This window comes from Sphingopyxis sp. DBS4 (assembly GCF_024628865.1).
Classification (GTDB): Bacteria; Pseudomonadota; Alphaproteobacteria; order Sphingomonadales; family Sphingomonadaceae; genus Sphingopyxis.
The window spans coordinates 70,923-84,199 of record NZ_CP102388.1 but is presented as its reverse complement, the minus strand read 5'-3'; the positions used below and the strand labels follow the sequence as shown (position 1 = coordinate 84,199).

12 protein-coding genes and 2 pseudogenes are annotated in these 13,277 nt (G+C 63.4%); 3 read left to right on the top strand and 11 right to left on the bottom strand.

Translation table 11 applies throughout. The annotated features are described in order from the left end of the window. Positions 1 to 162: 162 nt before the first annotated feature. On the top strand, positions 163 to 519 hold the full coding sequence (locus NP825_RS23535) for a sigma factor-like helix-turn-helix DNA-binding protein (RefSeq protein ID WP_014194370.1): 357 nt from the start codon (positions 163 to 165) through the stop codon (positions 517 to 519). Here the strand turns inward: NP825_RS23535 and NP825_RS23530 are convergent. The 6 genes and pseudogenes from NP825_RS23530 to NP825_RS23505 all read right to left on the bottom strand — a co-directional run bounded on the left by NP825_RS23530 (position 500) and on the right by NP825_RS23505 (position 6,146). Next, positions 500 to 904 (bottom strand): response regulator, encoded by a 405-nt coding sequence (locus NP825_RS23530; protein ID WP_257551882.1) that lies wholly within the window; start codon positions 902 to 904, stop codon positions 500 to 502. The genes NP825_RS23535 and NP825_RS23530 overlap by 20 nt on opposite strands. Continuing rightward, positions 895 to 1,287: a hypothetical protein gene (locus NP825_RS23525; RefSeq protein ID WP_257551881.1), complete on the bottom strand. Its 393-nt coding sequence runs from the start codon at positions 1,285 to 1,287 to the stop codon at positions 895 to 897. Before NP825_RS23525 ends, NP825_RS23530 begins: the two co-directional genes overlap by 10 nt. A gap of 26 nt (positions 1,288 to 1,313) precedes the next feature. Beyond that, positions 1,314 to 1,445: a diguanylate cyclase gene (locus NP825_RS23520; protein ID WP_257551907.1), complete on the bottom strand. Its 132-nt coding sequence runs from the start codon at positions 1,443 to 1,445 to the stop codon at positions 1,314 to 1,316. A 38-nt stretch (positions 1,446 to 1,483) separates the two neighbouring features. After that, on the bottom strand, positions 1,484 to 2,113 hold the full coding sequence (locus NP825_RS23515; RefSeq protein WP_257551880.1) for a hypothetical protein: 630 nt from the start codon (positions 2,111 to 2,113) through the stop codon (positions 1,484 to 1,486). Between the two features lie 686 nt (positions 2,114 to 2,799). Next, positions 2,800 to 3,120 (bottom strand): annotated as a pseudogene (locus NP825_RS23510) (recombinase family protein); the annotation flags it as partial. Positions 3,121 to 3,188: 68 nt separating this feature from the next. Further along, on the bottom strand, positions 3,189 to 6,146 hold the full coding sequence (locus tag NP825_RS23505; RefSeq protein ID WP_011627729.1) for a Tn3 family transposase: 2,958 nt from the start codon (positions 6,144 to 6,146) through the stop codon (positions 3,189 to 3,191). Positions 6,147 to 6,285: 139 nt separating this feature from the next. On the opposite strand from NP825_RS23505, the gene NP825_RS23500 reads away from it, so the two are divergent. After that, positions 6,286 to 6,879, top strand: coding sequence for a recombinase family protein (locus NP825_RS23500; protein WP_013039114.1), 594 nt, complete (start codon positions 6,286 to 6,288; stop codon positions 6,877 to 6,879). Positions 6,880 to 6,909: 30 nt separating this feature from the next. Here NP825_RS23500 and NP825_RS23495 read toward each other — a convergent pair. The 5 genes and pseudogenes from NP825_RS23495 to NP825_RS23475 all read right to left on the bottom strand — a co-directional run. Next, positions 6,910 to 7,194: pseudogene (locus NP825_RS23495) on the bottom strand (recombinase family protein); the annotation flags it as partial. Next, entirely contained in the window at positions 7,194 to 7,604 is a 411-nt protein-coding gene (locus NP825_RS23490; RefSeq protein WP_066609323.1) for a thermonuclease family protein, read from the bottom strand. The pseudogene NP825_RS23495 and the gene NP825_RS23490, both read right to left, overlap by 1 nt. Beyond that, a complete protein-coding gene (locus NP825_RS23485) occupies positions 7,604 to 7,855 on the bottom strand; it encodes a hypothetical protein (RefSeq protein WP_066609322.1) in 252 nt (83 codons plus the stop codon). Before NP825_RS23485 ends, NP825_RS23490 begins: the two co-directional genes overlap by 1 nt. Before the next feature lie 333 nt (positions 7,856 to 8,188). Next, entirely contained in the window at positions 8,189 to 9,550 is a 1,362-nt protein-coding gene (locus NP825_RS23480; protein WP_007683476.1) for a hypothetical protein, read from the bottom strand. Then, positions 9,547 to 10,140: a recombinase family protein gene (locus tag NP825_RS23475; RefSeq protein ID WP_007683474.1), complete on the bottom strand. Its 594-nt coding sequence runs from the start codon at positions 10,138 to 10,140 to the stop codon at positions 9,547 to 9,549. The genes NP825_RS23480 and NP825_RS23475 overlap by 4 nt, the downstream gene beginning before the upstream one ends. Positions 10,141 to 10,286: 146 nt before the next feature. Between NP825_RS23475 and NP825_RS23470 the strand changes: the two genes are divergently transcribed. Then, the gene (locus NP825_RS23470; protein WP_007683471.1) at positions 10,287 to 13,217 is read left to right on the top strand and encodes a Tn3 family transposase; all 2,931 of its coding nucleotides are present in this window, start codon (positions 10,287 to 10,289) and stop codon (positions 13,215 to 13,217) included. Positions 13,218 to 13,277: the final 60 nt, after the last annotated feature.

The window sequence follows — 13,277 nt, the reverse complement described above, 5'->3', positions numbered from 1 at the left end:
CAAACAATCTAGCCCGATGCCACGCGCCGCCCCTGTCCGGGCAGGCGAGGGCTGCTTGCCGTTGTAATAAAATTACTGCTCAATCTGGCCCTAGTTGCGCGTGCAATTTCCCTATTGTTGAGTCATCGTCCTCCCTACAGCGACCGAAAGGAGGACTAGGCTATGGTTGATTCTTCCAATATCTATCGAGAGCAACAGAAAGCGGTTGCCCTAGAGTTCATGGAAAAAGCTCTTGCGATACTCGTTGAGGTCGATGATTCAGCCGCAGATTGTTATCTGCAACAATCAATAGATACGTGCATGGCGTCACCGCGCATGACATTTCCCGAAGATGAATTTTGGGATTGTGTTGATGAATTGCCACATTTGACCGATCGCGTCTTGTTCCTGCATCGGCAGAACGGGCTTTCGATCGAGCAAATCGCCAAACGACTAGGCATCGAGCAGAAAGAGGCGGCCGAACGGCTTTCCGTGGGGCTTGCCCTTGTTCGCGGCTCATTCAGCCTGATGGAGCATTAATCGCCGGAATCGGGTGAGGAAGCATCTTGCCGAGCGTGGCGACCAATTCACCGGGCATGTAGGGCTTGGCGATATAGGCAGCGCCGTTCGGCAATTCGCCAGCACCTGGTCGCACGCGGCCAGAGGTAACGAGGACCGGCATGGACGGCCATCGGTCGCGGACGGCAGCGGCCAAGGCAAGGCCGGTCATCCCTCCGGGCATTTCAATATCGGTGAACACCGCGCCAATGTCATCGCGGCCGTCAAGGATCGCCAGAGCGTCCGCCGCCTCGCACGCCTCAAAGACGCGATAGCCCGCGTCCATAAGAATGTCGGCCGCCATCGTCCTCACTAGGGGTTCATCCTCCACAACCAGCACGGCCGCGCTGCCCGATCCTAATCCCATTTTCCCGGCTCCCCGTCCTTTTCGGCCTTCTCCTGTGCCGCATCACGCAACATTCCCCGCACCATTGCCGGATCGGAGAGCTTCGCGCCGGGGAATACGTCTTCATCTGGCGTCCCCTCGCTCATGCGGCCTGCGCGCCTCCCTTGGGTGCGATTATCACTTGGTTTCGGCCGCCCTGTTTGCGGCGTAAAGGGCTTCATCGGCCGCTTTGAGGGCCGCCCTTGGATCAGGAAAATCAAACACGTCCGCAATACCAGCGGAGAATGTAATTTGGCCCAATGGTTCATCCGTCTTGCGGTTCGCAAGCGACGTTCGGCCATTTGTTCGCGCAAGCCGTCAAGTTTCTTATGCGCTTCGGACAGGCTGACGCCTCGGAACAGCATAACAAACTCCTCTCCACCGTGGCGCGCTACATGGCAATTATCGTCCGAAATCGTAGCAAGCATTTCCGCGATAAGTCGAATGACCGATCGCCTGCATCATGGCCGTGCGTATCATTGATGCGCTTAAAATGGTCTATATCGCAGAAAGCTACGGTCAGCGGGTCAAAGCTCGCTCTGGCGTCACGATATTCCCGCTCTAGGACCGTCTCGAAAGCCGGCGATTGGGAAGGCCGGTCATGTGGTCAATCTCCGCCTCGCGCCGCGCCTGTTCCAGACTACGGCGGAGCGCCTTGGCCTCCTCCTCGCTGCGCCGCATGTCGGTTTCCAGCTTGCGGGTTCGCTCAAGCATCGCCTTCGCCAAATCGGCTAGGCTGGAAAGGATTTGCCCCGTTCCCTGAACCTGATCCAGCTCGGCCACATGCTGTTCCAGCTCGTCGGTATAATCGGCCGTCGCGCTGCGCGTGGCGTTGGCGTTCTTCGAGAAACTTTCAAGCGTCGTTTCCAACCTCGCCATGAGGTGCTGGATGCCATCGTGCTTGTCGATCGTCTCGTCTGCCGCCGTGATTTCGTCCAGCCATTCCTGTGTCACGGCTAGGCCAGCGGTCACATGCTGGGCGATCTTGCGCGCAAGGGCGGGATTGGACCCGGAAAAGGCCCCGTGCGCGGTGAGAAGATTATTGGGCGTCACGTCCAGCTCATAGGTGAGCAGGAAGGCCGCAATTTCATCGAGCAGATGGCGCGCGCCTGCTGGAAGACATTGCCAGCGCCGTTTGCGAACGCTGCTTCCCGTCCGCGCTGCGCCCCCCGCGCGCGCCGCGAAAGCCAAGCCATTCCAGTATCGAGCCGGATGAATTTTCCGAATTGGTCACTTACCCCCCAACAAGCAAAACCGATGGCAGCGACCTCGCGCCATTTCCAAAACTGTGCTGTCGGGAGTAGGCCGGAAAGCCAGCGGCACGCCCCCATTTTGGAGGCGTGCCCGCTTGGAACCGGGTGTTGGAAACCTGATAATCGTCAGGCGCGAACGCCTTTAAAGCCGGGTGGCTTCTGGACATGCGCGTCCGCCACCCGGTCGTTAAGCTCGACCGGCTCGATTATCAGAGGGTTTCCACGCCCCCGCCCACGTCTCCGTAGGTAGTGCGTGGATAGGCCAAAAGTGCCTAGAAAAGCAATGAATCGTTACGCTAGAGGGACAGGCCGCGCGCTATCGGTCAGCGTCGGCGGGCGTCGTGGCCAGCCCGTCCCTCGTAAGCGTCATATCCTCAATGACGCGGAGAATTTCCGAACCGCGCATATGGCACATGCGCCAGCGTGCCCCGGCGTTGCACCTTCCGCGCGATCGGAAGCAACAATGCCGTCGAACATCGCGCACGCCTCGTCCAGCGTGGCAGTTTCGCCTATCAGGTGCCAACAGCCTTTCATTTGGCCCGCCATGCGGAAGTCCACCGAAAAGCGGTCGCCTTCCCGATAATCGTCATACGCCATTTTCTTCGCCCCCGATCCGCTGCCTGCGGCCTCGTCCGCTGCACGTAGCGCCTCATAGAGCGGCGTCTTGCCGATCTTGAGCGCGGCGGCGGCCTGCCGCACCGTCAACCCCTTATCCATCATGTCGCGCGCGCGTTTCAGGACTCCCGGCGTGACAACCGACCTACGGCCGCCCTTTCGCCCGCGCGCGGCGGCGACCTCCAATCCGGCCTTTGTCCGCTCGCGGATCAGCGACCGCTCAAAGTCGGCCAACGCCGCGAATATATGGAAGATCAACGCGCCGCTGGGCGTCGTCGTGTCCATCCCGGCATCTGTCAGCGATCGGAAGCCTATGCCCCGATCACGCAGATTTTCGACAAGGGGTGACTACACGAAAGTGACGCATCCGCACGCTAAGCGCGAACGTATGGTGAACGTTACGCGGCGAGCAACGAACTGATGGCGCGCAGTGGCCGCAGGACATCCGGATCGGGCCGATCTTCAACATTCCAGCTATAGTCGCCGGTGAGCGAGATATGTTCCCAGCCCAATGGCGCGACGTGACGTGCGATTTCGTCGGGCGTGCCGATATCAGCCAGCGCCACTTCGAGATAGCGGGTGTTCCACAGGATGATGGCGGCGACGAGCAGGTTGAGGCCGGAGGCGCGATAGGTCTGGTTCTCGAACCGCCGATCACGCAATTCGCCGAGCTGGTTGAAGAAGAGCGCGCGTGCGAGCGCGTTGCGGGCCTCGCCCTTGTTGAGGCCCGCCTGGGTACGCCGGCGCAGATCAATGTCGCGCAGCCAGTCGAGCATGAAGATCGAGCGTTCGAGGCGGCCCAGCTCGCGCATCGCGAGGGCCAGTCCGTTCTGTCGCGGATAGGCGGACAGGCGGCGAAGCATCGCCGAAGCGGTGGCGGTGCCGGTGCGTATCGATGTGGCGAACCGCAGCAGTTCATCCCAATGCGCCGCGACATGACCCAATGCGATCGGTTCGGCCGTCATGCCGGCAAGCAAGGGGCCGGCTTCCTGGCCGGGAAGGAGGTGCAAACGACGCTGCTTGATGTCGCGCAGGCGCGGCGCGAAGCGGTAGCCGAAGAAGGGCATAAGGCCGAACACATGGTCCGATGCACCGCCTGTATCGGTGTAGTGCTCCTCGATTGTCAGGCCGGTCTGCTGATACAGCAAGCCATCCAGCACATAGGGAGCTTCGCCGGCGGTCGCCGCGATTACCCGGGTCGCGAAGGGGTCATATCGATCCGAGACATGGGTGTAGAAGGCAACGCCCGGTTCGTTGCCGCTGCGCGCGTTGATGTCGCCGATTGCGGCGCCACGGCCCCCGGCATGGAATTGCTGTCCGTCGCTCGACGAGGTGGTGCCGTCTCCCCACAGCGCGGCGAGCGGCATGGCGCGATGGGCGTCGATCAGCCTTCCCAGCGCTTCACCATAGGCGGCCTCGCTGATGTGCCAGTCGTGGAGATGGGCGAGCTGGCGCAGGCTTGCGCCTCGGCAGGTTTCCGCCATGCGTGTGAGGCCGAGATTGATGCCATCGGCAAGGATGACGGTGAGCAGCGCATTGCGGTCGTCGGCCTCCCGGCCCGAACGCCGATGGATGAAGCATTCGCTGAACCCGGTCCAGGCATCGACCTCAAGCAGGAGATCGGTGATCTTCACGCGCGGCAGTCGGTCATAGGCAGCGCGACGGGCAATCTCGGTGGCGGGTGGCGTTGCCGCTTTCAGCGGCGAGATGATAAGGCCGCTTTCGTCAAGCCTGACCTGGGGCAGCTCGCCCTGTCGGGCGAGGACCGTCACCTGTTCGATCGCCGTGTCGAGCCTGGCGCGCCTTTCCTCGATATGACGATCGAAGTCCGTTTCGATGGCGAGCGGCAACGGCCCCTTCTCGCGAAGCGCGTCGAAGGTGGCCGGCGGGATGAGGTAGCTATCGAAATCGCGGAACTGGCGGCTTCCCGAGACCCATATGTCTCCCGCTCGCAACCGCTCCCGTAGCTGGGACAAGGCGCATAGTTCATAGGCGGCGCGATCGACGATGCCGTCCCGCAGGACGAACGGCCGCCATGCGGAGGGCACAAAGCGCAGCGGCACGCGATCAGGCAAGCGCCGTTTGCCGGTCCGGTATAGCTCCGCGATGATGGTAAGCGCCGACAGGAGTCCCTGCACCGCACCGGCGCCGCGAAATTCGAAGGTGTTGAGAAAGGCACCGGCAAAGAGCTTCACCGTGCGATGCCGCTCGATCAATTCAGCGGTGCGATCGACGGTTTCCGGTCGCCCGAGTACTTCGGCCCGCGCGACCGCCACGGCGAAGCGCTGCCAATCCAGCGCCTCGATCTGCGCCAGAGAGTCCACACCGTTGGTGCGCGCTTCGATGAGAATGCGGCAAGACCCTGTGAGCGTCCGGAGATGGCCTTGCAACTCGCGCACCGTCTTGAGGGCTTTGTCACGGGTCCGGTTCTCGGCGCGACGCGACATGCTGCCCAACAGCTTGTCGAACATCGTCAGGGTGGCATCGGTCAGGCTTTCCTCAAGACGGATGCCCTGCGCCGCCAGCGTCGCATGGCGGCGCAGGGCATTGAGTTCGCCAAGGTGCTGGGGTGTGATCCGGCTGCCTTCGTCCGCCAGCCTGTCAAAAGTCAAAGCCGGGATCATGTCGGCACGGGCGCGATCGAGATCCAGCGCGCGGATATGAGTGAGCCGTTCGATCAGGCGTAGGATGTTGCGCGCTGCCGGCGACTGTGGTGCATTGCGCAGCCAGGATAGCCATGTCGCGGCTTGCCCTGTTCGTCGGGCCAGCAGATCGTCCAGCCCCTGCAGCGTATCGGGCCGCAGGCCGTTCGTGAGCACTTCATAGGTAAGCTGTTCGGCCTGCTGGCGAGCACGCCGGAGTACCGCTTCGAGAACCGATGAAGAAGGCAGGAGGATCTGCCGGCGCCGAAGTTCGTCAACGATGACCCCCGCCATCTGGCCGGGGTGGACGATGGTCTGTGCGATCGGGATCGAGAATGCGACAACTTCGTGGAAAGCCTTGCGGTCGAAAATCCTGAACCCGTGCGATCGTCGGATTTCAACGAGATGTTCGCGACGGGTCTGGTCCCGATGGGCATAGTCCGCGAAGGCTTCGGGCGCGACGCCGAGTTGCTGCGCCACATAGGCGAGCACAGGAGCGGGCGGGACTTCACCCGCTTCCAGCGCACGGCCAGGCCATCTCATATAGAGTAGGAGCATCGCGTAGCCGAGCCGGGTGGCATCGCCGCGACGGCGGCCGACAATTTCCAGGTCGTCACCGGTCAGCGTATAGTGCCGCGCAATCTCGCGCTCATCGAGCGGCGCGCCATAATGCCCTGCCCAGATTTCCGCGCTCACCAGTCGCCGTCTCGCCAAGCACTATCTCCTTCCGCGTCCTTGTCCGTCAGACGGTCCTCTGGCGGCCAGCAGGAATATGTCCGTTAACTCTGGACCTATAACGGCGATTCGGACAAGATCAGATAATGATGGGAAAACGGACAGGATTGGGCTGCATGTGGCGTTGATCGGCTATGCGCGCGTCTCGACGGCAGACCAGAAGCTCTCACTCCAGCTCGACGCGCTGAACGCGGCCGGGTGCGACCGGATATTCGACGATCACGCATCTGGTGCAAAAGCCGATCGGCCCGGCCTGGCCGAGGCGCTCGCCTATCTGCGCAGCGGCGACACGCTGGTGGTTTGGAAACTCGACCGTCTTGGGCGCTCGATGAGCCATCTGATTGAGAAGGTCGGCGAGCTAGCGACGCGAGGTATCGGGTTCCGCTCGCTCACCGAGAACATCGACACCACCACTTCGGGCGGGATGCTGGTGTTCAACATCTTCGGCTCGCTTGCCCAGTTTGAGCGCGATCTGATCCGGGAGCGCACCCATGCAGGCCTCAAGGCCGCTCGCGAGCGAGGTCGCCCCGGTGGGCGGCGGCCAGTGGTCACACCTGACAAGCTCCGCAAGGCGCGCGAACATATCGCTTCCGGCCTCACAGTTCGCGAGGCCGCCGCGCGCCTCAAGATCGGCAAAACCGCCCTCTACAAAGCCCTCGAAGCCACGGAGAAGAACACAAAGTCCCAGCGTTCCCGGTCCGTTCGCTCTTAGCGTGCAGATAAGTCACTTTCGTGCAGTCACCCCGACAAGCCCGACCAGATGGGGAAGCGAGCGGCCTAGCCGGTCGATCTTCCACACGACAAGCGTGTCTGACGGGCGAAGATAGGCCAGCGCCTCGGCCAGCCCGGCCCGCTCTGCCTTCGCACCGCCTGCAACGTCCGTGAAGATGCGGGCACAACCCGCCTTCTCTAGCGCGTCGATCTGCAAGCCCATGTCCTGTTCGGGCGTCGATACCCGCGCATAGCCGATCAACGCCCCGCCCTCGGCGCTGCGCCTATTGAGCGTTCCGGGGTCTGGCGCGCCCATCATCGCCACCCCTGCCAGCTCGCAACCGCACGGGGGCACTCACGCGCAACCCGCCCGTCCTGATCCCAACGCGCCACATAGACAGCCTGCCCGGCCTCGATCTGGCGGCATGAGAGGCTGCGCCCCTGCACATAGACCAACGCCAGCGTGCGCCCGTAGGGGTCAACCCCTACGCGCTCGATCGAAAGCGGCCCTGTCATGGTCCGCTGCAACGCCTCTTTGCTCGCCTCTGCCCGCTGCCGGTCGCAAATCGCGCCGGGCTTGGGCACCGGCCTGCACCGGCTGTTGCTCGGATCGTCGGGCGCGTCCACGCCAAGAAACCGGATACGCTCGTCCCCGCATCTGATCGTGTCGCCATCGGTCACGGAACAACCCGCCAGCGCGGCGGCGGCGATGAACACCAAGGGCATCAAGTCAGCCTCTCCAACCGATAGCCAGAGGCATGATGTTCGCTGGGGCTGGCCGTGGTGATGTAGCGATCATCCCAAGGCGCGGCCCCTGCGAGCGCCAAATCGACCGGCCCCCCGATCTGTTTGGCGATACGGCCCGCCTTCGCCCGCGCGGCGCTATGGCTCGCCATGCGCTCGGTCGTAATCGTCGGTTGCGCCGCGATCACGCCGGATTCGTCCCCGGCATAGGCATGGAACTCAAATTGCAGCATGGGAGGAAAGCTAGTCTTACCCCCGCCCGTCGCGCCGAAAACGGCCGTGTGGGCCCCTGTGCATTATTCGGCCACAGATTCACGGTAGGCGAGCTTGAGGGACGTCGGCGCCAGCTTCTCTGCCAGGGATTGCGCTACGTAAGCCGTCGCGGCCACACAAAAAGGCCGGCACAACGGCCGGCCATAGTTTTAGGAGAGGATGCCTGAAAGGCATCCTCATGCTGCACCTGCGAGCAGCCGTGCGCAATACAAATCCGCAGGCACCGTTGGTGAAGGCGGCTCCAGTGTCTATCAGGCGGCCAGCATGTCCTTCATCGTTGCGGGGTCAAGCCGTCACCGGCGCAGTTCTTCGATCCCGAGTTCCTGCCATATCCACCCGAAGTCGTACGTCGCCATCGGATCATCGATGTCAGCGTGTCTCCCACTGAGATTTTCGAGATGTTTTAGCCACGTGGCGAGTTGGTCGCGTCCGGCCTTGCTGCCGGCGCATTGTCGCGGCGTTTTGTCGCCGAGCATCGGGACAGGCTCATCGAGGAGTGTCCGGTATTGACGATCGAGCATGCCGTGGACAAGCGGGGTGGCGACCTCGACCGGGATGTCCGGTGCCGGCTCCGACACGGTTCGTCCTTCCTGACGCGCAGCCATCGCCTGTTCGATCGTCTCGATCTCGGTCAAAGGTGTTCCCACCAGGGCGCCGAGCGCCTGGGTGACGAGTGCAACGCCGCGTTCTGCACGTTCGGCCGAGGTGACGGAGAGGATCAGAGCGCGGCCCTTGAGTTCCAGATTCCCAAGCACCGGCGTGCCGTCTTCCATTGACACACCCCACGCCATCTGGCCGGTGCCTTTCTTGCCCTGTTTTGTTCTGGTGCCGAGCCAGTTCCAGAAATGTGACGTTTCCCGCTGCAGGGCGGGCACGGTATCGAGGCGGTCGCCGATGAGTGCCTGCGTCGTCCCCCGCGTGAACGGAAAACGGACACGGTGGAAAACAACCTCCTCGCCATCGGCGTTATGCAGCGTGGGGATGGCGACAGGCTCGAGCATCCTGGGCAAGATGTCGAACAGCCAGACCATCGAGATGAGCGGCGCCAGGTCGCGCAGTTGATCATCGTCGATCACTAGTTTCGCGCGCGGGCCGCGCTTGCCCTGTCCCAGGCGCAATGCCTCGAGAAGGGCGCTGGTGGCTTCCGCTGTAAAGGACAGCAGGCCGCCTGCCAGGATCCTATGCCCGCTCACCGGAATGATGCGCACGCCGATCCGATCCCACGGGCCCAGCGTCCTGGACGCGGTGCGCTCGCGGACCTGGACGGGATCACCGCCCCGGATCAGATCTCGCGCGAGGAAGCCGACGCCGGGCTCGATCGCGCTGACTTCATAGACGCTCATGACGGAGGTCTTCAGCGCGCGCATGTAGAGCTTGTTGGGGCCGGCCTCGTTCCATCCGCGGCGCTTGAGATATTCGTCCACGATGTTGCGGCCATCGGGCTCGAAGACGCGGGTCACCAGGTCCTCGAACGCGCAGCCCCACAAGGTCATGGCCCAGTGATCCCCGATGATGCCGGGCAGTTCGTCGGAATCGATGTCGAACTGCGTGAGAACCGGCCCCAGATGATCGTCGAGCGCGTCATGCAGGTCGTCGGCCCACTCGGGCCGTGTCGCGAACTTCATCAGCCCGGTCAGGTCGTGGCCGCGTTTCATGCCGGTAGCTCCATAGTCTGTCGGTGCGCGGCGACGATGCGCGAAACGGTCGGCTCGCTGACATGATAGAGCCGCGCCATCTCGGCGCCGGATTTTCGTCCGGAGATGACGGACTCCGCGATCTCGCGCCGTTGCTTTTCGCCGAGTTTGCGCCGGCGTCCGCCGATCCGCCCTTCGGCGCGCGCCTGGGCGAGGCCGGCGGAGGTGCGCTCGCGGATCATGGCGCGCTCGAACTCGGCGAAGCTCCCGACCATCTGCATCATCATGCGACCTGCGGCCGTGGTGGTGTCAATCGCCTCGGTCAGCGAGCGGAAGCCCGCGCCCGCCGCCTCGATCCGCTCCATAATGTGCAGCAGATCCTTGAGGCTGCGCGATAGCCGGTCGAGTTTCCAGACGACGACGACGTCACTGTCGCGTAACTGGCCGATCATCTCCAGGAGCTTTGGCCGGTCCCAGCGCCCGCCACTGGCAATTTCCTCGAACACGCGCCTGCACCCAGCCGCGTCGAGGGCGCGGCGCTGGGCGGCGTTCGACTGCTCGTCACCCTTCGACACCCGCGCATAGCCGATCAGATAGGGTGCCCTGGTCAAATCCTGCCTTTCACAAACGGCCGTATCCGGAGGCCAGTGCGGCATGAACGGATTCCTGCGGCCTCTTGTCTTTCACAATCCTCTTTCAGAATCATGCCGAAAGGCAAGTGGTTTTTGGAGGTTCAAAGATGCCCGGACGGATTCCGATGACGACGCGGCAGCGCGCTGCCCTGCTGATGTTGCCCGACGACGAGGCGGCGATCGTGAAGCACTATAGTCTGTCAGGTGAGGACATGACCGCGATCGACACCGCGCGCACGCCCGCCACCCGACTCGGCTACGCCCTGCAACTTTGTTGCCTGCGCTACCCGGGCCGGCATCTGCGCCACGGGGAACTGCTGCCTGCGGTCATGCTCGACCATATTGCCGAGCAGGTCGGGGTGGATGCAAAGGTCATAGCTGATTTCGCCAGACGCACGCCCACGCGCTACGATCAGCTCGCCGCGATCAAGACGCGCTTCGGCTTCAGCGATCTGAGCCGCCCGCACCGCGTGGAATTGCGGACATGGCTGACAAACGAGGCGGCGAGCATCATCGACGGACGCGCGCTGCTCGGCCGGCTTCTGGATGAGATGCGCGCGCGTCGGATCGTGATCCCGGGTGTCAGCGTCGTGGAGCGCATGGCGGCCGAGGCGATACATCAGGCGGAAACGGATCTCGTGGCCGCGATCGATGGCGGCCTTGGCCATGAGATGCGTCAGCAACTCGACGCGCTGATCGATGACAAGGTGCATGACCGGCAGAGCCGTCTGTCCTGGCTGCGCGAGCCAGAACCGCGTGTCGCATCCGCTTCGCTTTTGGAAATCGTCGAAAAGATCACGCTGATTCGTGGGACGGGCATATCGGCTTTCTCCCCTGATGTTCGCCACGAACCGCGCCTGGGGCAATTCGCCCGGGAGGGTGTGCGCTACACGGCACAGGCTTTCCAGCAAATGCGCCCGGCCCGCAGGCGGGTCGTGCTGCTCGCGACGCTGCGCGAGCTGGAGGCGACACTGACCGATGCGGCGATCGATATGTTCATTGCGCTCGTGGGGCGGGCCCATCTGCGCGCCCGCAAACGGCTCGAACAGCGCGTGGCCGTTTCCGGCCGCGAGGGCCGCGAACGGATGTTACGCATCGCCAGGGTTCTGGAAGCGATCAGCCAGGCGGCCCGGGCTGGCGGCGATGTCGCCGCGGCGGTCGATGCCGTGGCATCCCTCGACATCATCGACGCCGACGCCGCTATCATCCGACGTACCGCCTCACCGCACCGGAACGAGGTTCTGGACGAGATCGCGGCGGAATATCGCGCCTTCAAGCGGATGGGGCCGTCGTTCGTGCGCGCTTTTGATTTCCAGGGCCGGGCCGGAATGCAGCCGTTGCGCGATGCGATGGCGATCCTCGCCGATCTCGACGGAGACTGGCGCAGGGCGTTGCCCGATGACGTGCCGCTTGGCCATGTCGAGCACCGCTGGCGTCGGCATGTCATGACCGCAGGCGGGATCGATCGCACCCATTGGGAGATGGCGACTTACAGCGCGCTTTCCAATGCTTTGGCATCCGGTGGTATCTGGGTGCCGACCGCGCGCGTCCATCGCGCGCTCAGTGTGCTGCTTGCCCCACCGGCCAGCCCCGTACCGAAGCCCGCTTTCTCGCTCGGCGATCCGCACGCCTGGCTCGACGAGAGGGCGGCAAGGCTTGATAGCGCCCTGCGCGAGGTCGCCCGCGATCTGGACAAACGCGATCCCCCCCTTTTTGCCGGCGAGCGGCTGCGGTTTCCGAAAGACCCCAAAGAAGACCCTGGTCAGGATGAAGGGCGGCAACTTGCGCTCACCTGCTACGGCATGGTGCCTGCCACCCGTATCACGGATGTGCTGTCGCAGGTTCAACGATGGACCGGCTTCATCCAGCATTTCGGCCATGTCTCGACCGGTCTGCCTCCCGCCGACGAACGCGCCTTTCTTGCCACCTTGATCGCGGAGGCGACCAACCTTGGTCTGTCGCGCATGGCCGAAGTTTGCGGTGTCGCCTCGCGTCGCGCACTGTTGCGTATGCAGACGTGGCATATGCGCGAGGAAACGTTTCGCGCCGCGCTCGCCAGCCTGACCGACGCTATCCATGCCGAACCGCTCGCCGCCTGGTTTGGTTCGGGGCATCGCGCATCGGCCGATGGGCAGGCTTATTATCTCGGCGGTGCCGGCGAAGCCGGAGGAACGGTCAACGCACATTACGGTCGCGACCCCGTGGTCAAGATCTACACCACCATCACCGATCGATACGCACCGCTTCATCAGACGGTCATCGCCGGGACGGCGGGCGAGGCGATCCACGCACTCGACGGCATCCTCGGCCACGAAAGCAGCGCGGACATCACCGCCCTCCACACCGATGGTGGCGGCGTCTCCGATATCGTGTTCGCCGTCATGCATTTGCTCGGCCTCGATTTCGAGCCGCGCATTCCGCGCCTGTCGGATCGACAACTCTATGGTTTCGAGCCCGCGCGGCGCTATGGTCGGCTCGCACCGCTGTTCGGGCGCCGCCTCGGTCGGGACCTGATCGTCAGCCATTGGGCCGAAATTGCGGAGGTCATCGCGGCGATGCGCGACCGCACTGTCACACCGTCGCTGATTTTGAAGAAGCTGTCCGCCTATCGTCAACAAAACAGTCTTGCTGCGGCACTTCGGGAGGTCGGACGGATCGAGCGCACACTGTTCACGCTGCGCTGGTTCGACGACACCGATCTGCGCCGGACGGTCACCGCCGAACTCAACAAGGGCGAGGCACGCAACAGCCTGGCCCGCGCTGTCGCCTTCCATCGGCTCGGGCGGTTTCGCGACCGTGGCCTGGAGAACCAGCAGACCCGCGCGGCAGCGCTCAACCTCGTCACGGCCGCCATCATTCTTTTCAACTGCCGCTATCTCGGTCGTGCCGTCGATGAACTGCGGCACCGCGGCACACCTGTCGATCCCGCCATGCTGTCCCGATTGTCGCCGCTGGGATGGGACCGCATCAATCTCACCGGCGATTATATCTGGTCCGAGAGCCTCGACCTCGATGCCGATGGCCTCATGCCGCTGCTCATCAAGCCGCTACCGTGAATCTGTGTCCGAATAATGTACAGAGGCCGTGTGGCCCATAGCGTCATTCATCCCCTGATC